Origin of the sequence: Paenibacillus thalictri, from assembly GCF_004307995.1 — a bacterium.
Classification (GTDB): Bacteria; Bacillota; Bacilli; order Paenibacillales; family NBRC-103111; genus Paenibacillus_AF; species Paenibacillus_AF thalictri.
Genome location: NZ_SIRE01000007.1, coordinates 205,745 through 229,445 on the forward strand (window position 1 = coordinate 205,745; position 23,701 = coordinate 229,445).

The 23,701-nt window shown below is 52.7% G+C and carries 17 protein-coding genes; 11 read left to right on the top strand and 6 right to left on the bottom strand.

The genetic code is table 11. The features are described from left to right. The first annotated feature begins 90 nt into the window (after nt 1–90). A complete protein-coding gene (locus EYB31_RS11315) occupies nt 91–825 on the top strand; it encodes an SDR family NAD(P)-dependent oxidoreductase (RefSeq protein ID WP_240762314.1) in 735 nt (244 codons plus the stop codon). A gap of 100 nt (nt 826–925) precedes the next feature. On the opposite strand, the gene EYB31_RS11320 is transcribed toward EYB31_RS11315, so the two are convergent. After that, nucleotides 926–1,840 carry an ArsR/SmtB family transcription factor gene (locus EYB31_RS11320; RefSeq protein ID WP_165452346.1) on the bottom strand — a complete coding sequence of 305 codons (915 nt, stop codon included), beginning with the start codon at nt 1,838–1,840 and terminating at the stop codon, nt 926–928. Between the two features lie 120 nt (nt 1,841–1,960). Between EYB31_RS11320 and EYB31_RS11325 the strand changes: the two genes are divergently transcribed. Both EYB31_RS11325 and EYB31_RS11330 read left to right on the top strand, forming a co-directional pair. Further along, entirely contained in the window at nt 1,961–3,730 is a 1,770-nt protein-coding gene (locus tag EYB31_RS11325) for a glycoside hydrolase family 2 protein (protein WP_131013433.1), read from the top strand. 57 nt (nt 3,731–3,787) lie between these two features. Further along, nucleotides 3,788–4,780 carry an aldose 1-epimerase gene (locus tag EYB31_RS11330; protein WP_131013434.1) on the top strand — a complete coding sequence of 331 codons (993 nt, stop codon included), beginning with the start codon at nt 3,788–3,790 and terminating at the stop codon, nt 4,778–4,780. Between the two features lie 122 nt (nt 4,781–4,902). Here EYB31_RS11330 and EYB31_RS11335 read toward each other — a convergent pair whose 3' ends face one another. Beyond that, nucleotides 4,903–5,790, bottom strand: a complete 888-nt coding sequence (locus tag EYB31_RS11335; RefSeq protein ID WP_165452347.1) for a helix-turn-helix domain-containing protein — start codon at nt 5,788–5,790, stop codon at nt 4,903–4,905. Nucleotides 5,791–6,058: 268 nt separating this feature from the next. On the opposite strand from EYB31_RS11335, the gene melA reads away from it, so the two are divergent. Beyond that, nucleotides 6,059–7,528 (top strand): alpha-glucosidase/alpha-galactosidase, encoded by a 1,470-nt coding sequence (melA, locus tag EYB31_RS11340; RefSeq protein WP_131013436.1) that lies wholly within the window; start codon nt 6,059–6,061, stop codon nt 7,526–7,528. Nucleotides 7,529–7,798: 270 nt separating this feature from the next. Next, nucleotides 7,799–9,082: an MFS transporter gene (locus EYB31_RS11345; protein ID WP_240762346.1), complete on the top strand. Its 1,284-nt coding sequence runs from the start codon at nt 7,799–7,801 to the stop codon at nt 9,080–9,082. Nucleotides 9,083–9,313: 231 nt separating this feature from the next. On the opposite strand, the gene EYB31_RS11350 is transcribed toward EYB31_RS11345, so the two are convergent. The 4 genes from EYB31_RS11350 to EYB31_RS11365 all read right to left on the bottom strand — a co-directional run bounded on the left by EYB31_RS11350 (nt 9,314) and on the right by EYB31_RS11365 (nt 15,124). Further along, nucleotides 9,314–10,738 (bottom strand): ABC transporter substrate-binding protein, encoded by a 1,425-nt coding sequence (locus EYB31_RS11350; RefSeq protein WP_131013438.1) that lies wholly within the window; start codon nt 10,736–10,738, stop codon nt 9,314–9,316. A gap of 71 nt (nt 10,739–10,809) precedes the next feature. Then, nucleotides 10,810–11,631 (bottom strand): carbohydrate ABC transporter permease, encoded by an 822-nt coding sequence (locus tag EYB31_RS11355; protein ID WP_131013439.1) that lies wholly within the window; start codon nt 11,629–11,631, stop codon nt 10,810–10,812. Continuing rightward, on the bottom strand, nt 11,628–12,515 hold the full coding sequence (locus EYB31_RS11360; protein WP_240762316.1) for a carbohydrate ABC transporter permease: 888 nt from the start codon (nt 12,513–12,515) through the stop codon (nt 11,628–11,630). Before EYB31_RS11360 ends, EYB31_RS11355 begins: the two co-directional genes overlap by 4 nt. A 320-nt stretch (nt 12,516–12,835) precedes the next feature. Next, the gene (locus EYB31_RS11365) at nt 12,836–15,124 is read right to left on the bottom strand and encodes a helix-turn-helix domain-containing protein (protein WP_131013441.1); all 2,289 of its coding nucleotides are present in this window, start codon (nt 15,122–15,124) and stop codon (nt 12,836–12,838) included. A 350-nt stretch (nt 15,125–15,474) separates the two neighbouring features. On the opposite strand from EYB31_RS11365, the gene EYB31_RS11370 reads away from it, so the two are divergent. The 6 genes from EYB31_RS11370 to EYB31_RS11395 all read left to right on the top strand — a co-directional run bounded on the left by EYB31_RS11370 (nt 15,475) and on the right by EYB31_RS11395 (nt 23,556). Next, nucleotides 15,475–16,206: a glycerophosphodiester phosphodiesterase gene (locus EYB31_RS11370; RefSeq protein ID WP_131013442.1), complete on the top strand. Its 732-nt coding sequence runs from the start codon at nt 15,475–15,477 to the stop codon at nt 16,204–16,206. A 16-nt stretch (nt 16,207–16,222) separates the two neighbouring features. Further along, the gene (locus EYB31_RS11375; RefSeq protein ID WP_131013443.1) at nt 16,223–17,752 is read left to right on the top strand and encodes an MDR family MFS transporter; all 1,530 of its coding nucleotides are present in this window, start codon (nt 16,223–16,225) and stop codon (nt 17,750–17,752) included. A 347-nt stretch (nt 17,753–18,099) separates the two neighbouring features. Then, nucleotides 18,100–19,350 (top strand): ankyrin repeat domain-containing protein, encoded by a 1,251-nt coding sequence (locus EYB31_RS11380; RefSeq protein WP_165452348.1) that lies wholly within the window; start codon nt 18,100–18,102, stop codon nt 19,348–19,350. A gap of 93 nt (nt 19,351–19,443) precedes the next feature. Next, nucleotides 19,444–20,022, top strand: coding sequence for an SMI1/KNR4 family protein (locus tag EYB31_RS11385; protein ID WP_165452349.1), 579 nt, complete (start codon nt 19,444–19,446; stop codon nt 20,020–20,022). A gap of 56 nt (nt 20,023–20,078) precedes the next feature. Further along, on the top strand, nt 20,079–20,984 hold the full coding sequence (gene hprK / locus EYB31_RS11390; protein WP_131013446.1) for an HPr(Ser) kinase/phosphatase: 906 nt from the start codon (nt 20,079–20,081) through the stop codon (nt 20,982–20,984). Nucleotides 20,985–21,174: 190 nt separating this feature from the next. Next, entirely contained in the window at nt 21,175–23,556 is a 2,382-nt protein-coding gene (locus tag EYB31_RS11395) for a helix-turn-helix domain-containing protein (RefSeq protein ID WP_165452350.1), read from the top strand. Nucleotides 23,557–23,701: the final 145 nt, after the last annotated feature.

The window sequence follows — 23,701 nt, forward strand, 5'->3', positions numbered from 1 at the left end:
TTTTCCATTGAAATTTTATGCATATCATTTATTTACGCGATCTTTTTGTTTATAGTGGAGATGAAGACAAGCATGAAGGAGGGGACTGGCTTGAAAGGGAGATGTGCAGTCATTACCGGGGGAGCGACAGGTATTGGGAAAGCGATCGCGCTTCGCTTGGCGAAGGAAGGAGCCGACATCGTCGTTAATTACTCGCGGTCGGAGCAGGATGCGCTTGATACGAAACAAGAGATCGAAGCCTTAGGTGTCCGCTGCGAGCTGTTTAAAGGTTCGGTCGCTGACGATGCGGCTGTTCGCGGCATGATTGGTTTTGCCGTCGAGTCGTTTGGCCGGGTGGACATTTTGGTGAACAATGCGGGCGTGACGGATTTCGTCAAGCACGACGACCTGGAAGGGCTAAAAGAAGAATATTGGGACCGGGTGATGGACGTTAACGTCAAGGGCATGTTTAACTGCTGCCGTGCGGCTTATCCCGAGCTGAAAAAGCAGCTGGGCTGCATCGTCAACATCACTTCCGTTGCCGGCATAACGGGGCTTGGCAGCTCAATCGCTTACGCGGCGTCCAAAGCGGCGGCGATCAGCGTGACGAAATCGCTGGCCCGCGTGATGGCTCCGGAGGTGCGTGTGAACAGCATCGCTCCCGGTATCGTGCAGACGAGATGGGTGGAAGGCCAGGAGGAGCACGTCAGAAAGCTTGGCGAAGGAACGCCGCTGGGCCGCGTGGCGACTCCGGAGGATGTCGCCGAAACCGCCTATTCGCTGATCGCTTATTCGCCGTTTGTCACAGGGGAAACGGTCAAGGTCGACGGCGGCATGTTTATTTAACTTATGACCGCATACGGCTCCAACTTGGCGTGCGGGGAGGGCATCCGCCTTTCCCGCGCCGTCATTAACGTGCTGCGCTTGTTTTGCGTATTCGACGCTTTTACCTGATAAAAGTGAGCCGGATCGCCTGCTGTTCATTGCCAAAGCAGGCGCCGAACAAATTCAGCCCTCCCCGGTTCCGGGCGCCCGCTTTCACCTCAAAGCGGACGACAATCGTTTCTTCCCGCTCCAGCCCCAAATCGTTTATCTTCATAGCGGAGCACGGCTGACCGTTCAGCAAACTGCCATCGGCGCCGACCCGCCATTCGGTCAATTGCCCGTGCTGCGTACCCCCGTACCACCAGCTTGGCGTATAAGCCCCTTTATTTTCCCCGAAGTCGCCTGTGCTTGTATACGTCCCGATTTCTCTTCCATTAATGGAAAGCGTAATGTCCGAAGGCCAATCTTCCTTATATCCGATAAATTCCGAGCACAGTTCCGCGCTGACCGCAATCGCCTTGTAGTCCGCTTCGGACGGCAGCACGTTCGGAAACCGGTATTCCACATATCCGTCTTCACTGAACCAAATTAACATCGCCCCGGACCGTTCGGGCAAATAAAAGGAACGCGGCTCGTCCACCTGACCGATCAGCCCATTCTGGCCGATCAGTCCGCACGGCGATTTGACCCGAAATTCGTTGTACATCCCGACGGGCATTTCGACAGTTTTCCATTCCTCGGAAATGTCTCCGTAGCTTCGCGGCAGCTCCAAAACGATGGAGTCGCACGTACGCGAGCACTGCTTGCCCCTTCCGAAGCGCTGCGCCGTTTCGATTAAACCGGCTTCTTCCAGAATGGCGACATTAATGGACACGGTAGGTTGGGCGAAACCAAGCAGCTTGGCCAGCTCGGTGACACTCATCGGTTTATCTCCTAGAACCTCTAATATACGCAATCTCAAATCGCTGGACAGCGCTTTGGCCATTTCCAGCAGTTGGGGGGCAGGGACCTTCTTTTCGTTGCCTGCTAACGTCATGGTGCGCAAGCTCCTCATCTTGATAAAGTTATTTACAGCGGGTACGATGCATTGTAATATAATCATTATAATATGATAAAGTGTATTGTCAAAATACAATGTTATAAGAGGTGTTAGCGCATGCCGCAAAGAATGGAATATCCGCGTCCTCAATTTGTAAGAAACGACTGGCTTAATTTAAATGGAGAATGGGAGTTCGCCTTTGACGATGAAAATACGGGCGAACGGGAAGCTTGGTTTGAGGATGGCAAGCAAGTGTTCGACAAGCGCATCCAGGTGCCTTTCTGTTTTCAGAGCGAGCTCAGCGGTATCGGCGAGACCGGCTTTCACGATATCGTGTGGTACCGCAAGGCGGTGACGCTGCCGCCGGAATTTGCCGATAAATCGGTGTTGCTTCATTTTGGAGCCGTCGATTACGAGGCAAGCGTTTGGGTGAACGGACGTTTGGTCGCTACGCATACGGGAGGGCATACTCCGTTTTCCGCCGATGTGACAAGTGCGCTGCGCGACGGCGAGAATGCCGTCGTAGTCCGCGCCCGCGACTACAGCAAAGATATGACGCTTCCGCGCGGCAAACAGTTCTGGGAAGAGAAATCGCGGGGCATTTTTTACACGCGGACAACGGGAATTTGGCAAACGGTTTGGATGGAGCCGGTTGAAGCTTTGCACATCGATAAGGTAAAGCTGACGCCGGATATCGACAAGGATCAAGTCGGCGTGCGTGTCTTTGTAAACGGTTCCTTCGGGCAAAGCAAAGTGCAGTTGAAAACAATCATCCGTTTTGCAGACGTTCTGATCTCCGAAGATGTCATTACCTTGCAGCAAAACGAAGAAAGCAGACACATCCGCCTTTACGACACCAACGGCGACAAAACGGGGCGGAAATGGACGCCGGAGCGGCCGAATTTGTACGATATCGAATGGGTGCTGCTTGTGGACGGAGTCGAAGCGGACCACGTGCAAAGCTATTTTGGGATGCGCAAAATTTCGGTCGAAGATGGCGTGTTGTGCCTCAATAACCGTCCTTATTATATGAAGCTGGTGCTCGATCAAGGTTATTTTCCCGAAGGGCTGCTTACGGCGCCTTCCGACGATGCGCTTCGCGCCGATGTCGAGTATACTAAAGCCATGGGCTTTAACGGAGCGCGCAAGCATCAGAAGGTGGAAGACCCGCGTTATTTGTACTGGTGCGACAAGCTGGGGCTGCTCGTCTGGGGTGAAATGGCCAACGCTTACATCTACTCCGAGCAATATGTGTCCCGCATGACAAGCGAATGGGTGGAAGCCGTCGAGCGAGACTACAACCATCCTTGTGTTGTCGCCTGGGTGCCGCTTAATGAAAGCTGGGGCGTTCCGAATATTCTTGTGGACAAAGCTCAACAGGATCACGCGCTCGCAATGTATTATTTGACCAAATCGCTGGATCCGACACGTCCGGTCATTTCCAACGACGGCTGGGAACACGTAAAGTCCGACCTGTGCACGATTCACGATTATGAAAGCAGCCGGGAGGTGCTCGCCCACAGATACGGCAGCGCCGATACCGCAGTAAGCTCCAAGCCGGGCAAGCGGTGGATCTATGTGCCGGGTTATGCCCGCGACCAAGAACCGATCCTGGTGACCGAGTTCGGCGGCATCTCTTTCCGCAAAAGCGAATGGGAGGGCTGGGGGTATTCGGCAGCCGAAAGCGACGGGGATTTTGTCAGCCGTCTTGCGGCTGTTGTGCATCCGCTGCTGGAATCTCCGATTGTGCAGGGTTTCTGTTACACCCAGCTCACCGATGTGGAGCAGGAGATCAACGGGCTGCTCACCTATGACCGTAAACCGAAGGTACCCCTGGAATGGATTAAAGCGATTAACGAAGGCAAGCTCCCCGACATGAAGTCGTAGCGCCGGCGGAGCGGGACAAACTCAATTTTAAGATAGGTAACCAGGAGGGTTAATGACATGGCACGCGCATTCGAACAGCAATATTTCGGCGAACCGGCCGTTTGGCTGAACGCAGGTCCCTATGAGGCGGCGGTGCTGCCAAACATCGGCGGCAATCTGATCGCATTCCGGGATACGGAGAAAGGTTATCATTTCCTGCATGAACCGGGCCTTGAGGAAATGGAGCAATTCCGCGCCCGGCCGTTTGTTCATGGCATTCCGGTGCTGTTTCCGCCGAACCGCTACGAGGACGGCAAGTTCCCATGGAACGGCCGCACGTATACGTTTCCTGTTAACGAACCCGCGACGGGAAACCATCTTCACGGATTTCTGCACAGCGTGCCGTGGAAGGTGGAGCAATACGGGGTAAACGGCGAAGAAAGCTTTGTGCAGCTGTCGATCAAAGTGGATGCAGCGCATTCGGTGTATGAGTTTTTCCCGCATGAGTTTACGTTCCAATTGCGATATACGTTAAGCGATAAAGGATTGCAGCAGCACGTGCTGATCCGCAATGACGGTGCGGAGCCGATGCCGTGTCTGCTGGCATTCCATACTTCGCTGAATGCCCCGTTTGCGCCGGGCAGCAAAGCCGAGGATTACCGCTTCAAGATGACGCTGGGCAGCCGCTGGGAGCTGGATGAGCGGATGCTGCCGACCGCTGAAAAGCAGCCGCTTTCCGCTCAGGAGGAGCAGTTGAAAGGCGAAGGCATTTATCCGTTTTTTGAGTCGATGGACAACCATTACACCGCGGTGCCGCAAAACGGCAGAAACCGCGGCGAGCTGACCGACCTGCGCGAAAAGGTGACGTTAGTTTACGATGCGGGCACATCGTACAAGATGTGGATGATCTGGAACAATGGAGCAACCCCGGGTTTCTTCTGCCCTGAGCCGCAGATGAATCTCGTCAATGCGCCGCATGTGCAGCTGCCTGCGGAAGAAACCGGCTTGTTTTCGCTAACATCCGGGGAACTATGGGAAGCAACAAGCAGACTTTACGTTAAAAACGCTTAGGAGTTGTCCAACGATTTTGATGGATTTTTATTCATGTAGCTATGAAGAGAGAGTAACAATCCCATTCTCCGCAATAGCCGCAGGCATGAATAAATCCATCGTTGCTTCGTATGGACAAACTCCTAATTCAAAAACAAATGGTCGGCTGCTAGGCTTTGTTCGCTGCGGAATTTGCCGGGCGGCATGCCGACCCAGCTCTTGAATACTTTGGAGAAATAATTGCCGTCGGTAAAGCCGACCGTACTTGCGATTTCATTGACCGTCTGGCGGGTCGTTCGCAGCAGTCCGGCGGCTTTTTCGATTCGCAGCTTGTTCAGGTATTCCAGCGGCGTCATGCCGGTATAACGCTGAAACTGCCTGAGAAAATAATATTTGGACAAGCCCGCGAAGTCGGCCATATCGTCCAGATTGCCGATGCGGTCATAATTTAATTCGATATAATTCAGCGTTTTTTGAATCGCGTCCGGCATAGGCGGCTGGGCGTGAACAACGCTGGTGCTGCGCGACAGCTCAATGGCGAATTGGTAGGCATAAGATGAATTAATGAAGCTGTCGGTAATTTGCCGTTGTTTGGCTTTCTCCAAAATCGTATTCAACATGCGGATAGGTGGGCTGTCGACCTGAAATTCAGGGAAATGGCCCATTTTTTGTATCCATTCCAGATAAGGCGCGTACAGCCGCTCCCCTTTCATCAAAATGTACACATATTCCCAGTGATCGCTGTCCTTCGGGAAAAAGTACACATGGCGGCTTGGGATCCAGACGAGAAACGCTTTGCCGGGAACAAGCGGATGGATCTGATCTTCAAGCATCATCGACCCCCGTCCCGATAACGTGTATTGGAATAACATCAGCCCTTCGTCTCCGCGCTGCATGCCGTCCCAATAATAGTCGGCGCTTGTTCTGTTTTCCCAGCCGACCCCTTGAATTTGTGCCAAGTCGAAGGAAGGGACTTCACGAAACCGGAACCCGTAGGAATGACTGAAGGGTTCTTTTATTTTGGTATGCATAATTGATGTATGCCTCCCGCATGAATGTGCTGCATTCTCGTTGAAGCCAGCTGTGGATGGATGTCGTTCTCCCATTATAAAACAAAGCGGAGGTATTCGGTTAAGGAAAATGAAACATACTGCCCCGGTCTGCGTGGATGAGCAATATTTTACCTCTATATCGCAGTTAATTACCATTGAAGCGTCGCTGCAAATATAATAACGTTGATATTGCGGGAAACGGTTTCAACAGCGAATGGCAATATACGACGATATGGAGGAAGATACGATGCTTAAAGTGGCAATGATCGGTGCGGGCAGCATCGGTTTTACGCGACGGCTTATGATGGACATTCTAGCGGTGGAGGCATTCCGCGATACGGAATTTCGCTTAATGGACATCGATGCGGACAATTTGCGAATGGTCGGCGACTTGTGCCGTAACATGATTGAGAAAAACGGGCTGGCCGCCCAAATCGTTGAAACGACTATTCAGCGCGAAGCCATCGCCGGAGCGGACTATGTGATATGTATGGCCCGTGTAGGGGGGCTTGAAGCGTTTCGTCACGACGTGGAGATCCCGCTGAAATACGGAGTCGATCAATGCGTGGGCGATACGCTTGGACCGGGCGGCATCTTTTTTGCGATGCGGACGATTCCGGTGCTGCTTGGCATAGCCAAAGATATGCGGGAAACGGCGCCAAACGCACTGCTGCTGAACTACTCCAATCCGATGGCGATGAACACTTGGGCGCTGCGGCGCGCCGGGGGCATTCACGTGGTCGGTTTATGCCATGGCGTGCAGGGAGGCCATCGGCAAATCTCGCGGGCGCTCGGGCTGCCGCAGGAAGAAGTCGATTTCATATGTGCGGGCATCAACCATCAGACCTGGTACATCCGGGTGACGCATCAAGGCCGGGACATGACTCCATTTTTGCTTGAAGCGTTCGAGAAACATCCCGAATTGTCCAAACGCGAGCCTTGCCGCATCGACGTGCTGCGCCGCTTCGGTTATTATTCCACGGAGTCGAACGGTCACTTAAGCGAATATTTGCCATGGTACAGAAAACGCAAAGAGGAAGCCGCCCAGTGGATTTATCAGGACGAATGGATCGGCGGCCGGACAGCCGGGTACTTGAATCACTGCATCTCCAAACGAGACGAGTACTTGGAAATGTATCCGAAATGGATGAGCGGGGAAGCGGAATACATTAAGCTCGGCCAACGTTCCGACGAGCACGGTTCCTATATTATAGAAGCGTTGGAGACGGGCAAGACGTACCGGGGCCATTTTAATATTGAAAATAAAGGTTTTATTACGAATTTGCCGGACGGCTGTACGATCGAAATTCCATGTTACGTCGATCGCAACGGAATTAATGTCGCTTGGGCCGGAGATCTCCCGCTGCAGTGCGCAGCAACGTGCCGGACCAGCATCAGTGTGCAGGAAATGGCCGTACAGGCGGCGCTGACGGGGGACCGCGAGCTGGTGAAACTAGCCGTGCTGCACGATCCGCTGACGGCGGCCGTGTGTACGACACGCGACGTCTGGAGTATGTGCGACGAAATGTTCGAGGCGCTTGCGCCATGGATGCCGCAGTTTAACGGGGATGGAGCCAAGTGGCAGGATATCCCGCATCCCGGGGGATTTTTCAAGCCGAACAAAACCGCGGATGGGTACCTGCCTCCTACGCTGCGCGAGGGCCATGAAACGGCGGTTGTACAGGAACGGTTATCCGTCGGATACAAGGATTCGTAATGGAAGGCAATATGAAGAAAGCATCCGCTGTTGGCGGATGCTTTTTTGTCTATCAAATTTAAGATGTCAGCATATGAAACTATGTGAGCCGTTTGATTTTCCATAGCTTATGTAAAAATCTAATTTATGCTTATCTTTGTTTGTTCCTGCTTTATCTTTAAACTATACGCGCCAAAAAAACTGATTATTGCACATTAACGCGCATTGGATTAAAGTAATGGAACAAGGAAGGGGGCGGGATAGACGAATAACAATAAAAAACAAGTGAAGATGATGGCGCTGGTGACGGCGGTTTGTTTGATGGGCGATTCAATGCTCTATATTGCACTGCCTGTGTATTGGCGTGAGGTTGGTCTTGCCTCTTTGTGGGAGGTGGGCATACTGCTGTCCGTGAACCGGCTTGTCCGTCTGCCGCTCAGCCCGTTGATCGGCTGGTTGTATTCGAGAATGGATAAGCGGACAGGGCTTGTCATCTCGGTGCTGCTTGCTTTTATAACGACAACGTCGTATGGGCTGCTAAGCGGGTTTGCCTGGTGGATCGTACTTCGCTGCTTATGGGGAGTATCGTGGACCTTTTTGCGTATCGGCGCTTATTTGACGATTATCGATTTGTCCGACGAGCGAAACCGGGGAGATCTGATGGGCACTTACAATGGCGTATACCGGCTTGGCAGTCTTGTCGGGATGCTGGTGGGCGGCGTCATGGCGGATTTGTTCGGTCTGCGGCCAATCGCGCTTGCGCTTGGTATTGTGCCGTTGATTGCGCTGCCGCTGATATGGAAGCATGCCGCGCCGCAAGCGGCGGCTCTCGGGGATGGTACCGGATCGGCACATGCCGTTCCGAAACATGGCGAACTTAAACCAAAACATAGCGAATCAGAACCGGCCCCAGGCGGACAAACGAACCGCCCGGCTGGAAGCGCTTCCGTGCTGCGCTTATTGCTTCAAGGGGGATCGGGCGTCGTATTTATCGTCATGACGGCATTGCTTGTTTCCATGTTTTGCGAAGGGATGCTCACCGCAACGCTCAGCCACCTTATTACCGTGCAATATCCTACGGTTTCACTCGCCGGTGTATTGATTGGAGCTACTACGGTGTCGGGAATTTTGCAAGCTTTGCGTTGGGGCTGGGGGCCATGGCTGTCCCCGTGGTTTGGCCGCAGATTCGACCGAACGGCGCGTAAAAGCCGGCTGCTTGCAGCCGTGCTGGTAGGAGCGGCTTTGTTTTTGGCGGTGATCCCGTTTGCGCTGCCGTTCTGGATATGGGTCGTGTTTGTAATTGGCATCATGCTTACATCGACAATACTGACAACAGCGATTGATGTGCTGGTGACAAACGCCGCATCAGCGTCGATCAAAGTGGCTGTCGTTACTTTCTACACCTTGGCGCTTGATGTAGGTTCCGCGCTTGGCCCGGTGGCCGGATATTCGATGGATATTCATACCGCCTTGTGGACTTCCGCCGCTGTTATGGCTGCGCTGGGCTGTGTATGGTTTACGGTATCGCGCCGAAGCGGCGAAAATCGTCGGGCGGCTGAGACGTTGTCTGCATAAAGCGGCGAACAGATACCGCATCACGAATCAAGTCATCGCATCTGCACGGTAAAGCAAGGAGGAAAGGCTGCAAATATTATGATCAGCTAGGCTGCCGGCAAGTAAAGCAGGAAGCTTACAAACAACCCGGAGAAGATCGACGATCTTCTCCGGGTGTTTTGGCTTAGGGTCTGACGCGGAACTTGCAAGTAACTATGGGATTGGCGAATGAACCGCGAGCTGCCTTCTTCTCTATTTGCCAACCGTCTTGTTGTAGGTTTGAATTTTGGCGGTAATGTTCTGCGCAGCGGCATCCAGTGCTTCTTTCGGCGATTTCTTATTGTTTAACGCTTCTTCGACGGCGTTTTCCACCAGCTGCCTAGCTTCCGGAAATACGCCGATGACCGCGCCTTGCGTCGCCTTGTTGATTTTGGTGGCGTGTAGCTGGTCGACGGCTGTTTTGAACTGCGGGAATTTGTCCATGTTTTCTTTGACGCTTGGATGCTCGTAAGCTTTTTTGGTAACCGGGAAGTAGCCGGTGTTAATATGCCAAAACGCCTGCTGCTCCGGAGACAACATAAACTTGATAAACTCCCACGACGCTTTTTGCGCTTCTTTTGGCTGGTTGTTCAAAATGTACAAGCTGCCGCCGCCAACGACAACGCCGCCTTCCTTGGCATCGTCAGGTTTGGGCAAAAATGCGGTGCCGACTTCGAATTTGCCGTTTGCGGAGTTGACGATTTCCCGCAGCGATGCGGTGGTTGCAAACATCAGGCCGATCTGCTCGGCGGCAAACGCCTTTTTGACATCGTCGACCTTGCGCCCGAGATTCAGCGCCAGCTTGCTGTCGACCAAGCTTTTCCACCAGGTGAGCGTTTTGACGGCGGCTTCGCTATTGACGATGGATTCGGTGGCGGGACTTGTCCGGCCGTTGCCGTTGTTGACGAATTCGGCTCCTTGATTGGCCAGCAGTTGCTCGATATTCCAGCTTTCGATCGAAAACGAAATGCCGGTGACGCCGTTTTTCGTTAACGCTTGAGACGCTTTCCGCATCTCTTCGAAAGTGGCCGGCGGTTTGTTCGGATCCAACCCGGCTGCTTTAAACAAATTTTTATTGTAATACATAATCAGGTTGGACGTATTAAAGGGCATTGAGTTCAGCTTGTTGTCGAGCGTATAATACGCGAGAATATTTTGCTCGTATTGGCTTAAATCGTATTTGTCTTCGTCGATGAAATTTTGCATCGGTGTTATCGCTTTGGAATCGACCATGTACCGTGTGCCGCCGTCGTTGGCTTGCATGATCGTTGGCCCCGATTTGGAATCCATGGATGCTTTCATTTTGTTTAACGCTTCGTCGTAGCTGCCTTGGTAAACGGCTTCGACCTTGATGTCCTTTTGCGAGGCGTTGAACTTTTCGACCATCTGATCGATTGTTTTGCCGAGGTTGCCGCCCATATAATGCCACATAAGTACTTTCACCGGCGCTTTATCTCCGCCTGACGCCGGTTGGGCGGCGGGAGCCGATGAAGATGCGGAAGACGGCGCGGAGCCTGCAGCCGGATTCGCCGCACCGCCGTTATTGCTCGTGCCGTTCCCGCTGCCGCAAGCGGCGGTTGTCCATGCCGTCAGCACGGCAAGCAGGCTTAAACATAGCTTTTTATTCATTTTTACCATCGTACAAACCCTCCCTGTTTTTCTAGCTTTCACGATTCTTGTTTCACGTCCATGTTCAAGTTCACGTTCGATTATCCTTTTAGCGCCCCGGCCGTTATGCCTTGGACAAGCTGTCTAATCCCGACAACAAGCAGCAGCAGCGAGGGGATCAGCACGATGGTGACGCCGGCCAGCACCAAATTCCACGATTGCGACTCCTCCCACTGCAGCATGGAAATGCCGATTTGCACCGTACGCATCATATCGCTGTTGGTGATGAGCAGGGGCCATAAATACATGTTCCAGGCATGCAAATAACCGTAGATGCACAGCGTGGCCAGAGCCGGACGCGAGAGCGGCAGCACGAGGCGCAAGTAGCAGCGGAAAATGCCGCAGCCGTCGATTTTAGCGGCGTCGAACAGTTCGGCGGGAAGCTGGAGAAAAGACTGGCGCAGCAAAAAAATTCCGAACGCGCTTGCCATAAACGGCACCGTAAGCCCTTGATACGAGTCCATCCAGCCCCATGCCCGGATGGTCAAATAATTGGGAATGATCGTAATTTCCCAAGGAATCATCATAGTCGACAAAAACATAATAAACAGCAGCCCTTTGCCGGGAAAACGCAAGATGGCGAACGCATATGCCGCCATGGACGAAAAAACGAGCTGTCCGGCCGTTATCGATACCGATGTAATTAAAGAGTTGAGCAAAAATTTAACAATAGGCACCGTATTCAGCGTATCCGCAATATTCCCCCAATACAGTCCTTTGGGAACCAAAGGCGGGGGATAACTGCTGACTTCCTGGGGAGTCATAAACGCTGAGGCAAAGGTGAAATAAAGCGGGTATAGAATAGCGGCGGCGAGAAGAGCAAGCAGCGTATAATGCAGCGTTTTTTGCAAGCGCCAGTTCATTGGTAATGCACCTTCTTTTCCGCAAAACGAAACTGGATCAAGGTGAGCAGCAGCAAAATCGCAAACAACACCAACGCTTTGGCGCTGGCCGTCCCGAATTGGAAGTTGACAAACGCTTCCTGATAGATCGAATACACCACCACATCCGTGGCATGTGTCGGCCCGCCTTTTGTTAAAATATGCACTTGGCCGAAAGCCTGAAACGAGCCGATCATGGAAACGACCGACAGGAAGAAAAAGGTCGGCGACAGCAAGGGCAGCGTAATGCTGCGCAGCGTCCGCCAGGCGCTTGCCCCGTCGATGGTCGCGCTTTCGTAAATTTCCGCGGAGATGCCTTTCAGGCCGCCCAGCAGCACGATATATGAGAAGCCGGTGTTCATCCATATCGTCATCAGCGACACGGAAAATAACGCCCACCTCGGATCGGACAGCCAGCGTATCGGCTCGATGCCGGCGACGCTGAGGAAATAGTTAAGCATGCCGACGCTGGGATGAAACAGCAGCAGCCAGATGGCGGAGCCGGTCGCCACCGAAATGACGATAGGCATTGAAAACACCCACTGGAACGCCCGCATGCCGCGCAGCTTGTTATGGGTCAGCACCGCGAGCAGCAAAGACAAAGCGATGCCGGTTGGCACCGTATACAGCATAAACAGGGCTGTTACCTTCAAGCTTTCGAAAAAAGCGTCGGTGCGGAAAATATCGATGAAGTTTTCAAGCCCGACAAACATCGCCACCTTGCCCCGCGGGTTGGTCAGATGAAAGCTTAAGTAAACCGAACGGATCATCGGATAAAACAAAAAGATCGAAAAAAGTACAGCCGAAGGCAATAAGAAGAAGTAGGCCCATACAGCTTCCTTCCATTTTTCCGTACGCAGCGACAACGATGCAATCCCCCTTTTGTGTGATGCAGTTATGTGGTGACGGCGGTTTTTGGTGCGATCCTACGCTCCTCCTTTCCGGTTCGCGATTTATCGGCTTCTGCAGAAAGCCAAACAGCCAAGAGGTGGCTGTCCCTCTTGGCCTTAACAGTAAAACATCGCTTGTTTGTCAGGCAATAATCACTTGTTGAAACGGGCCGAATTTAAAGATAACCTGCGGCAAAAAAGGATAAGGGGATAGGTGAAGGCCCGGCAGGGCTAGGATAATACACCTTACGGCCAATAAACGGTTACGATAAATCAACGCGCGTGGCAACCAAATTTTACGATAAGTAACGCGATTGTCTGCGGTACTCCCCTGGGGGCATGCCGGTAATTTGTTTGAAAATACGCGTGAAGTTTTGCACGTTGGTATAGCGCATTTTTTCGGCGATGTCCTTGATCGACATATCCGTATTTTGCAGCAGGTCGACGGCTTTTTTCATCCGGTATTCAATCAAATAATCGCTGAAGTTGCGGTCCGTTTCCTCCTTGAAAATACGGCTGAGCTGGGAGGCGGAGACCGACAGCTGTTCGGCCACTTGCTGCAGCGTCAAATCGCTGTCGTACAAATCGTGAATATACGTGATCACCTGCTGAACGATCCGTTTCTGCCTGGATACGGACTGATTTTCCAGATGTTCCTTGATCGTCGGGAAGACGATGTCGACAAGCCATACTTGCACATCGGCCAATGTGGACTTGCTGTACAAAGTGTCATACAGATCGTTTTGAAAAAACTCGTTTACGTCAAGTTCCATCTCATGAATCATATATTCGATTTCGCCAAGCAAATACGAGAAGATGCCCAACGCGGTTTCCGATTTGTACACCTGCTGCGGGATTGTCTCGATCAACTCGGCCAAATGGCGGGACGCATCGTCCAAATTGCCTTGAATGACGGCGTGCACAATCTGCTTCTGGATCTGGAACATGCCCCGGTTCGACTTGCGGATCAGCGACTCCAGCTGATGGTCGGAGACGGTGACGTCATTACCGAGCAGCAGCTTGTAGTTCAGCATGGTGGATGCTTCATGATAACTTAAAGACATGCTGGAGTAGCCCCGGCGTGGTCTGCTGATGGACACGCTCAGCGTAAAGGGAAACTGGCTGCGCACTTTGGCCCGGTAGCGGTCGGTCAAGTCGCGCACCAGCTGATTGCCGGTTTCGACAGGATGATCGGTGCCGGTCAAAATGACAACTTGTCCATGGCGGGGCGTAAACGTCACACACGACATTTTATCCTCGAACGTCTCGATCGCCATGACACGCAACGTGTTGTGCACGATCAGTTGATCGTTTTTGTTATAGCTGCCGGTGAACTGCTTGTATTTGTCGATAACCGCAACGCAGATATAGAAATATTCGCCCTTCAGCGGCAGCTTCAACTGCTCGACTTTGCCCTGCAGCTCGGCTTCCGTCAATTCGCCCCACAGCAAATGCTGGAACGTGCTTAACTTAAGATCCGGCATATATTTGGCAAGCTGGTCTTCCATCTCACCGTTCGCCCTGACGACTTGCGCCATAAACATGCCTAACGCCTGGAACTCGTCGGCATGCCGCGGATTGTATGTCCCGCCGATTTCGTATTTGTCCAGCAGCCGTTCCACAGGTCCGTACAGCCGCATTGTGCCTTCGTAGGAAACGATAAGCCAGATGAGTATCATGACGATAGCAAAAAGCGAAGAAACGATGGGGATATATTCCGTCTTGGCCGCGAACTGGGCGGCCGGTGTCATGACAACGGTGGTAAACCCGGTGGCGTCGGAAGTAACCGCGGACACGTAATAAGTTTCTCCGGCGAACGGGACGATTTGTGTCAGCGTTGCCGGCGCATGCCGCCAAACTTCATAAGGGGCGGGGACCGCCGGCTGCGCATTGCCGGTTATACTGGCGTCGGTACTAAGCAGCAGCTTGCCGTCCGGCGCCGTCAGCCAAAGCTTTTGCCGTTCCTCGAAGGCAAGCCGGCGCGACATATTTTGCAGCTCCCGGCTGCTTACATGCAGCGCGATAGCCGCATCTGCAGAAGGCAGCGGGGAAAGCAGCAGCAGCTCATCTTGGCCGGCGTATGTATGCGGGGGGATCAGCAGCGGCGAGTCCGCTTTTAACGTTCCGGGTCCAAGCATGTTTTGAAAATAAGCATACGGTTTCCCGGTTGTCGTCAGCACATCGGCTTTGGCCGTATCGATGAACGAAATGTCGTATTCGGCATTCAGGTCGCGCTTTAGCGCCTGCGCCAACTCCAGCAGACTGGCAAACGGCAGACGGCCGGTTTCGCCCGTCTGCGGACGGGCCAAGCCCGAAGCGGCGTCGCTTGCCGCCAAACTGCGCGTGACTGTCTTCAGCTCGCCGAAGGCGGCGTCGGCGCGATTTTGCATATGGGTAAGTTTGTTCCGGTAATGGTCTTCGATCTCGATGTTGACGCTTTCAGTCCATAACGTATAAAAAATAAATGAGCAGACGGCAATCGGCAGCAAACCGCCCAATACGGCAAACAGCAGCAGCTTATGTTTAAGCGACATCGTTTTCCAGCGGTAAGGCCATCTGGAAGGAAGCGGATTAAGCGGATTCATGTTCTCACCTGCACTCGATTTTTTTACGGCTCTTCAAGTGTATAACTTTCGCCATATTTGTCAAATTAACCAATTGCATGGGGGGGATGGCCAAGGGGGGGCCCGAGGTTGCCGGTCGTCATGCACCGTCTTGCTCTGTCACGCCTAGCGTTGCCGTAGCCGCGCACCCGGACCGTGTTCTCCCCGCGCCGTTGCGCCTCGTGTGGGAGCGGGGTACCGATTACGGTTTATCTTTGTTTCCGCCGCGTTATCTTTATTTTGTGTGCGCCGCATAAAGTGATAATTGCCCATAAGGGATACCGTGCATTAAAGTGATTGGCGAAGGGAGCGTAGGACTGAATATGGAAAAAATGAGCGTACCAATGATTATAGGTCACCGGGGCGCAGCGGGAGAAGCGCCGGAAAATACGCTGGCTTCGTTCCTGCTTGCCGTCCGGCAAGGAGCTCATGCCATTGAGTTGGATGTGCAATTATCCAAAGACGGGGAGCTTGTCGTCATTCACGACGATACGATTGACCGCACCACCAACGGTAAAGGCGCCGTTGCCGAATTGACATTGGAGGAACTGAAACGGTACGATGCCGGTTTATGGTACGGGGAGCAGTTCGCAGGCGAAACGATTCCAACGCTGGCCGAAGTGTTCGAGCGGATGCCGGCCGAATGTGTCGTTAACGTGGAAATCAAAGGGGAGATGAACGGCGAGCTGGAGCGGAAGCTGGCAGAGTTATTGTATGGCAGCGGCCGGATGGAAACAGTGCTTGTCTCTTCATTTAAGCACAAAAGCTTAAAGACGTTAAAGCTAATTGCTCCGGAAGTGCGAGTCGGACTTGGCTATACGGGCGATGTGATCGATCATATCGCGTTTGCTGAAGCGTTCGGGGCCGAAGTCTTCTCGCTGCATCCGCATCACAAGCTGATCGGTTTGCACGAAATCGGGCTTGCCGTAAGCAAGGGGATCAGGGTATATCCATATACGGTAAACGGTGAAGAGGACATGCGGAAGCTGCTTCAGGCCGGAGCCTCCGGGCTGATTACCGACTATCCGGGCCGGATGCGTGCCGTATTGGAGCAGGGCATATAACAAGGAGCAGCGCAGCATGAATAAAAGAGACCGACGTTTAATTATGACCGCTATGCTGATTGCGACCTTTATGGCCGCAATCGAAGGCACCATTGTGAATACAGCCACTCCGGTCATTGTTGGCGAGCTGGGCGGGATGGAACTGATGAGTTGGGTGGTGTCGATTTATTTGCTGACCACAGCCATCGGTACGCCGATATCCGGCAAAATTGCCGATCTATACGGCCGCAAGCCGGTTTTTTTGCTCGGCACGGGTTTATTCCTGCTTGGCTCCATTTTATCGGGCATCGCCCAGACTATGGAGCAGCTGATTGCCTTCAGGGCGCTGCAGGGTTTGGGAGCGGGAGCGATTTTGCCGGTGACGATGACGATTGTGGGAGATATTTATCCGGTGGAAGAGCGGGCCAAAGCGCAGGGCTGGATCAGCGGCATATGGGGAATATCCGCTTTGATCAGTCCGCTTACCGGCGGTCTGGTGGTCGATTATGTGTCGTGGCGCTGGATATTTTACATCAATGTGCCGTTTGGCGCCGTTTCCGCGCTGCTGCTGGCTTTTGTTTTGCGCGAAGCTCCGGCCAGGCAGCGCAAACCGATCGGTTACGGGGCAATGGCCGCTTTTGCCGCCGGCATGACGTGTTTGCTGTATGCGCTGATGAACACCGACCCGCATGCCGGAGGAGGCGGAAACGCCGCGAGTCCGGTATTTTTTCTCGCTGCGCTCGGTTTTCTTGCGGTATTTTTTGGCCTTGAGCGCAAAGCCGCAGAACCTTTGCTGCCGGCGTCGCTGTTCCGTTTGCGGATGATCGGCGTGCCGAATGCGAGTGATTTTGTATACAGCGCCGTGTTGGTGGCGATTAATTTTTACATTCCGCTGTGGGTGCAAGGAATATACGGCGGCGGAGCCGTCGCTTCGGGACTGATCCTTATTCCGGTGTCGATTTTTTGGCCAATCGGGGCCAATCTGGCCGGACGGCTGCAGATGAAATTCGGGATGCGCGCCGCATCGCTAACCGGTCTTGGCATTACAATCGCCGCATGTGTCTTGATGGCGGTTCCCGACATCCGCATGTTTCCGTGGCTGCTGGCGGGCTGCCTCGCTTTAATTGGCCTCGGCTTCGGGGTCACCTTTACGGTGCATACCGTGTCTGTCCAATCCGCCGTAGATTGGAATATGCGGGGAAGCGCAATCGCTTCGAACAATTTTATCCGGTTGATGGGACAGACGATTGGCGTTGCTTTTTTTGGCGCGCTGTTAAACGCTATCGTATCGCGGCGTATTGCGGCAGGCGGACTCAGCGGGGAACTGACAGCGGCGGATGTCAACCTAGTGCTTGGCCCCGAGTCGGGACACGCCGGTCTCAGCGCTGCGGCGCTGAATGGACTACGCGAGGCGCTTGCTTCGGGGCTGCATGTCATTTTTGTGGCTATGGTAGTGCTGGCGGTAATTTCATTTCTTGTGACGCTCCGGCTACCCAAGGGCGGGCCCGGGACAGGTGCGGCAGCAGCGGGCGGCACCGCGGCATCCGCCGATTCGGCGGGGCGCTGAAAGACGGAGAACACCTGCGATACAAGCCCAGCCAAAAATATTCCGGGAAGAGTAGAGCACTAATTGGACAGCAGGCATAAATTCAACTTATATTAAATAAGTAAAAGACGATAGGATCCTTTATTTGCGGCCCACGTTCTGCCGAAACGTGGGCTTTTTTTCATGACTGCTGCAATGTTGATTCCGGCTGGCGGGCAATATAGCTGCAGGGCAGGTCTGTCTTGCGCCGCACGCAGCTTACGGGAAGGATACTGGAATAAAATGTTGAATATGTAGAACAAGGGAGAATGATGATGTTATGACCGATACAAACAACAATTCGAATATTTCAAAGGATGTGTCGGAACGTGGTTATTGAACAATTCAAGCAAGCGGTTGAGCGGAATGACCCGGATGCCGTAAGACGCTTACTGCATAGCCAGCCATTGCTTGCTGAACGGATCAACGAACCGTGGTTTGTTTTCGATACACCGGCGATTGTTATTGCTGCAAATAGAGGAAACCGTGAGTTGGTTGACGTGCTGCTAGAGTACGGGGCGGATATTAATGTCAAAAGCAGCTGGTGGGCAGGGGGATTTGGTGTCCTGCATCATGAGCATCACGATTTATCCCGTTACCTTATTGAGCGGGGGGCCCATGTCGATCCGCATGCTGCGGCTGCATTGGGAATGCTGGAGCTGCTGCGGAAGATGGTTGAGCAGGATGCGGACATTGTCAATCAGCGAGGTCCGGATGGGCAGGTGCCTTTGCATTATGCCGTTTCACCCGAGATCATCGATTTTCTGCTGGACCACGGAGCTGTCATGGATATGCGGGATATTGACCACAGCAGTACGCCTGCCCAATATGCCGTCAATATTCCGGACAAATGCAGACATTTAATTCACCGCGGTGCCCAGACGGATATCTTCATGGCCTGTAAGCTGGGGGACGTCGAACTTGTCCATAACATTTTGAAAAAGGATCCCGACGCCCTTCAGTTCCAGGTGGGGAAAGGGGACTTTACCTCCGTCGGCGGTCATATATATGAGTACGTTATCGGCGCGAATGTCAAGCCGATCTTTCTTGCGCAGCATTTGGGACATGAAGCCATTACGGAGCTGATGTTGTCGTACAGTTCGGTTGAGCAGAAATTTCTGCTTGCCTGTATACGGGCAGATACGGAAACCGTTCGCAACATCTTAAAGGAGCATCCGGACATTGTTCAATTCCTCCAGCCGGAAGACCAGAGTGTTATCATCGATGCAGCACGGGATCATAACGCAGATGCGGTGCGGCTTATGCTGGATGTTGGTTTTCATGTGGATGCACGGCGCAATGAGCGTTCGATGACAGCTCTCCATCGTGCCGCAGAACGAGGAGACTATGAAATCGTCCGGCTGCTCATTAAACACGGCGCATCGCTGGAAATTCGGAATGAATTCGGCGGAACTCCAATGAACAGCTGTATCTGGGGATCTCTTCATACTCAAGATCCGCAAGGGGATTATGCTGCGGTTGCAGAGATACTCATCGAAGCAGGGGTTAAGCTGCCGGATCAGGCGATGGGCAGCGAGCCTGTGAGGAATGTTCTTATTAGGCACGGAGTGCGAGAGTAAAAGCCGGATAACATGAGGAAGCCGCCTCTCTTACCCTACGCGGCCGATTTGAATACGTGCAGAAAGAAGAGTTTGAACAAAAGGAGTAGAAAAATGAAGGTATTGTGGGATAGAATGGAGAATTGGCTTAAGGTCCATGCTCCTGACGTTTTAGCGGATCTCAATGAGGGGGCAAGCGAGCCCGAAATTTCTGGCTTAGAAGACGTTATAGGTTTTGCGCTTCCTGACGATATAAAAGAGTCGCTGCGCATTCACAACGGCCAGTCAGGCGATGCCCAGTGGCTTATTGCTGGTTGGGAGTTGCTTTCCACGGAGCGTATTTTGGAAGAATGGAAAGTTTGGAAGGAGTTATCTGACAAGGAGTCGTTTACAGAATGGAACGCAGATCCCCAGGAGGGGATAGCGAATGTCTGGTGGCAGCCTGCGTGGATCCCGTTAACCTATAACGGCTGCGGCGATCATCATTGTGTTGATCTAGGAGCGACGGAAGACGGTGCAAATGGTCAAATCATAACGATGTGGCACGATTCGGGAGAAAGAGCGTTATTAGCCAAAACGTATACTCAATGGTTCGAGTACATTGTTCAAACCTTTGAATCGCATGATGCGGAATATGTCTTTGAAAGCGGCGACTTCGAATTTGACGCTACCGAAGATAAAACGAACGGATAACGAATCGTTTCAGGCGAGTGCGCGTATATAACGTAATTAGGAAAGGGGCAGTCTGGATGAAGTCTTTGAAAGTTCAAGATTTGATTAACCGGTTCTCGCTGGAGGTGCTGGTGGCAGGGGATACTGCCCGCACGATATCGAAACCTAAAGCTCACAGGCCGGGCCTTGAGTTCGCCGGTTATTTCGATTTTTTCTCGCATGACCATGTGCAGGTATTAGGGCGCAAAGAAATTACTTATTTGCATAAGCTGACGGAAGAGGAGCGCAATGACCGGATCGGCAACGTCGTGAAATACCGTCCGCCTTGCTTTGTCGTGACGCGCAGCCAGGAAGGCTTAAAATATTTAACGAAATATTGCGAGGAAGAAAACATCCCTTTATTGCGCACACCGATGCCGACTTATAAATTCATGGAGATGGCCGATATTTACATGACGACGGGTTTGGCGCCGGAAATGGCCATACACGGGGTATGCGTCAACGTTTCGGGAATCGGGGTGCTTCTGCGCGGCAAATCCGGAGTCGGCAAAAGCGAGACGGCTCATACGCTGATCCGGCGCGGGCACCGGCTTGTCGCCGACGATATGGTAGTCCTGAAAAAGATCAGCCCGGAAACGATTCTGGGCACACATAACGAAGTGAACAGAGAGTTTCTGGCGCTGCGGAGCATCGGACTGATCAACGTTTCCCGGCTGTACGGCCGGCGTGCGTTTCAGGAGGAAACAAGAATTGTGCTTGATATTGAGTTGACTCAATGGCAGGAGTATGCGTTAAACAACGAACTTGAGCTGGAGCCCAAATTTACGGAGTATTTGGACGTCCGGGTCCCGCATATCGAAATCCAGCTGCAGCCGGGCCGTGATGTGGCCGGACTTGTGGAAGCGGCGGCGAACAATTGGTATTTGCGCATGCAGGGGTACAGCGCAGCCGACGAGTTTATGAAAAGGCTGGAAAAACAATAATTCATTGCCGCGTACATCGCGGCTTTTTTCATTTCCGGGCAAATGAGATTCGAATTCCACAATCCAAGGCTTGATGTTATAATCTGTGATAACATTTATGAAAGCGGTTCATATTTCGCGTCGTCTGCCGTCTGCCCGTTTCGCACGATGTTTTCCGGAACGCGCCGTTTATGATAAAAGGGGGAAACATATGCTGTCGCTAATCCGAGTCGCCTTTTCCAATTTCAAATTCCGCAGCTTGTTTTTCCGCAATTTGCTGTGGCTCACCGGATTCATCACGCTGCCCGTGCTGTTTATGGGCCTGCTCGGCAATTGGTACAGCCAAACAAGCATCAATGAAGAAGTCAAGCAGTCCAGCACACAGATGCTGGAGCAAACACGCAGGCTGATGGATTTGCTGCTTAGCCAGGTCGACCAGGTATCCATCCAGCTGGCGCAAAGCAAAGCGATGTCCACCCTGCTCGAAAGCCGGAATATGGCCGAGTTGGACCCGGAGTTGTCCGAGGTGCGCAAATATTTGCTCGACGCTTATATCAACATGCCTTATATCGAATCCATTTACGTATATTATGCCGGACCCAATAAGGTACAGACGCCGCTCAGCCAGCTTATGGACTTCGACGAATTGGACGATAAAAGCTGGATTTCGCTGGTCAAAGGAGGCATCCGCAAGGAAGGGCAGTGGTATGTACGCAGCTACAAGGACCCTGACGATTCCATCGCTCCGGCTTCCGCCCAAGTTACTTTCATCCGGCCGCTGCCGCTCCTCGGAACGGGGATCAAAGGAGCGGTCATTATTAATATGAACCAGCCGGCGTTGTTCCAGAGCCCTTCGATGCGCCTGATGAGAAAAGGCGAGGAAATATGGGTGGTCAGCCCGGATGGCAACTATGCGTTTAACAAAGCGGGTCTGCGTGTTCCTCCCGCCGACTTCGAGCAAATTAAAAGCCGCATCGGCACCGACATTTCGGCATTTGACGGCAAGCTGGGCGTCGTCGATTATTCGTTTACGGCGGTGAATTCGCCATACACCTCCTGGAAATACATCGATATCATGCCTTCCGAATCGCTGCATACCCGCAGCATCAACATGCAGCGGTTTATGTTCATCTTGACCGGCTTATGTATGGCCGCCGCGGTCATCAGCGCTTTTATTATGTCGATTCGGGTGTACAGCCCGATTTATTCCTTGATGGAATTTATCCGCAACCGCAGCATCATCGGTCCGCTTAAACAGGCGCTTTCCGGCCGCAGCGGCGAGTTGTCCGTGATCGTCTCGGCGTATGAATCGCTGCTTCACAAAGGCGACTCTCTTGAGCAGCAGCTTGCCCAGAACAAGCCGATTTTGCAGCAAAGTTTTCTGAATTCGGTATTATTTGAAAAAACAAGCCTGCACAAGGAACGGGCCGAACGCTTCGCGTATTACGGTTTAACGCTCGCCGGATACGGCTGTTTCGTATGTGTGCTGCGAATCGATCATTACAGCTCGTTCACCTCCGCATACAGCCAGCACGATCAAAGCTTGATCCGTTATTTTATCGCCAAGCTGGCCGAAGAAATCGCGGGCGAATATATGCATGCTTACGCCATTCACGCGGAAAGCTCCGACATTAAACTGCTGTGCAGCTTAAAGGAGCCGCAGCCGCGGGAGACGTTTATGCTCCAGTCGGTCAAACTGGCCGAATTGATCTGCGCTCAAGTGCGCCGCCATTTGACTGTTACAGTTAGCGCCGGCATCGGTGACATCAGGATGGAACCGGGTCATATCGCAGATTCGTTCGCGGAAGCGTTGGAAGCGCTTAACGCCAAAGCGTTTAAAGGGCATGAGTCGGTTATTCCATGCTGGATATCGGATGGAGATGGAGACCAGCGCGGCGTGAAATCGCTGTACATGCAGCTTAAGGATTTGCGCAAAAAGGTGCCTCACGGCATGAACGAAGAAGGCTACAGCGAGCTGGAGATAAGCTTGGCGGAACTGGAAGAGCAGCTGCGGGTGTCGCCGGGCTGGAGTTTTGAATTGTTTCAGGCGGCGATGTTCCAAATCGTGCTTGACGTTTACAACAAATCGGTGGAAAACGGCCTTGAAGCTTTTGACGAGGAGCGGTTGACGCTGCTTCACGCCAGCTTTAATCAAGTGGAAACGGCAGAGGAGCTGCTTCGTTGGACGCGGCAGTACGCGGGGGAAACCAAACGGCTGATCACCGCCAGACTGCAGCAGCAGCCGGCCGCCGTCAGCACGCAAATTGCCGAATATATCGAAGCGCATTATGCCTACGATATTTCGCTTGGCGGCATCGCCGAGCAGTTGAGGCTGGACCCGTCTTATGTGAGCCGGTTGTTCAAGCAAGAGTATCGGATGAATTTTTCCGACTATTTAATTTCGCTGCGGATGGACAAAGCCAAGGAATTGCTGAAAAATACGACGCTTAGTATTAAAGATATCGGCATGCTTGTCGGATATGAGAATCAGCGAAGTTTTAACCGGATTTTCAAAAAGCAGGAAGGCGTTTCCCCTGGACAGTACCGCGATATGGCATCCCCGTCCACTTTGCATAAAGGCGAGGTGTACTAGGCGGGAGGGCGGTCATTGGGGGCCGTTTGGGGACGAAGGCCGCTGCCGGCATGGTTCTGTATGGCTGTTTATCGCAATGTTTCGGGCCCATCCGTTCCCGAAAAACATATCAAGTGCATCATGTCAGAAGAAGTCCATACGGCCC

Excerpts from the sequence above, each read along its gene's own strand:
- EYB31_RS11320 (WP_165452346.1), bottom strand. The coding sequence starts at position 1,840 with ATGACGTTAGCAGGCAACGAAAAGAAGGTCCCTGCCCCCCAACTGCTG.
- EYB31_RS11325 (WP_131013433.1), top strand. The coding sequence starts at position 1,961 with ATGCCGCAAAGAATGGAATATCCGCGTCCTCAATTTGTAAGAAACGAC.
- EYB31_RS11330 (WP_131013434.1), top strand. The coding sequence starts at position 3,788 with ATGGCACGCGCATTCGAACAGCAATATTTCGGCGAACCGGCCGTTTGG.
- EYB31_RS11335 (WP_165452347.1), bottom strand. The coding sequence starts at position 5,790 with ATGCATACCAAAATAAAAGAACCCTTCAGTCATTCCTACGGGTTCCGG.
- melA (WP_131013436.1), top strand. The coding sequence starts at position 6,059 with ATGCTTAAAGTGGCAATGATCGGTGCGGGCAGCATCGGTTTTACGCGA.
- EYB31_RS11345 (WP_240762346.1), top strand. The coding sequence starts at position 7,799 with ATGATGGCGCTGGTGACGGCGGTTTGTTTGATGGGCGATTCAATGCTC.
- EYB31_RS11350 (WP_131013438.1), bottom strand. The coding sequence starts at position 10,738 with ATGGTAAAAATGAATAAAAAGCTATGTTTAAGCCTGCTTGCCGTGCTG.
- EYB31_RS11355 (WP_131013439.1), bottom strand. The coding sequence starts at position 11,631 with ATGAACTGGCGCTTGCAAAAAACGCTGCATTATACGCTGCTTGCTCTT.
- EYB31_RS11365 (WP_131013441.1), bottom strand. The coding sequence starts at position 15,124 with ATGAATCCGCTTAATCCGCTTCCTTCCAGATGGCCTTACCGCTGGAAA.
- EYB31_RS11370 (WP_131013442.1), top strand. The coding sequence starts at position 15,475 with ATGAGCGTACCAATGATTATAGGTCACCGGGGCGCAGCGGGAGAAGCG.
- EYB31_RS11375 (WP_131013443.1), top strand. The coding sequence starts at position 16,223 with ATGAATAAAAGAGACCGACGTTTAATTATGACCGCTATGCTGATTGCG.
- EYB31_RS11385 (WP_165452349.1), top strand. The coding sequence starts at position 19,444 with ATGAAGGTATTGTGGGATAGAATGGAGAATTGGCTTAAGGTCCATGCT.
- hprK (WP_131013446.1), top strand. The coding sequence starts at position 20,079 with ATGAAGTCTTTGAAAGTTCAAGATTTGATTAACCGGTTCTCGCTGGAG.
- EYB31_RS11395 (WP_165452350.1), top strand. The coding sequence starts at position 21,175 with ATGCTGTCGCTAATCCGAGTCGCCTTTTCCAATTTCAAATTCCGCAGC.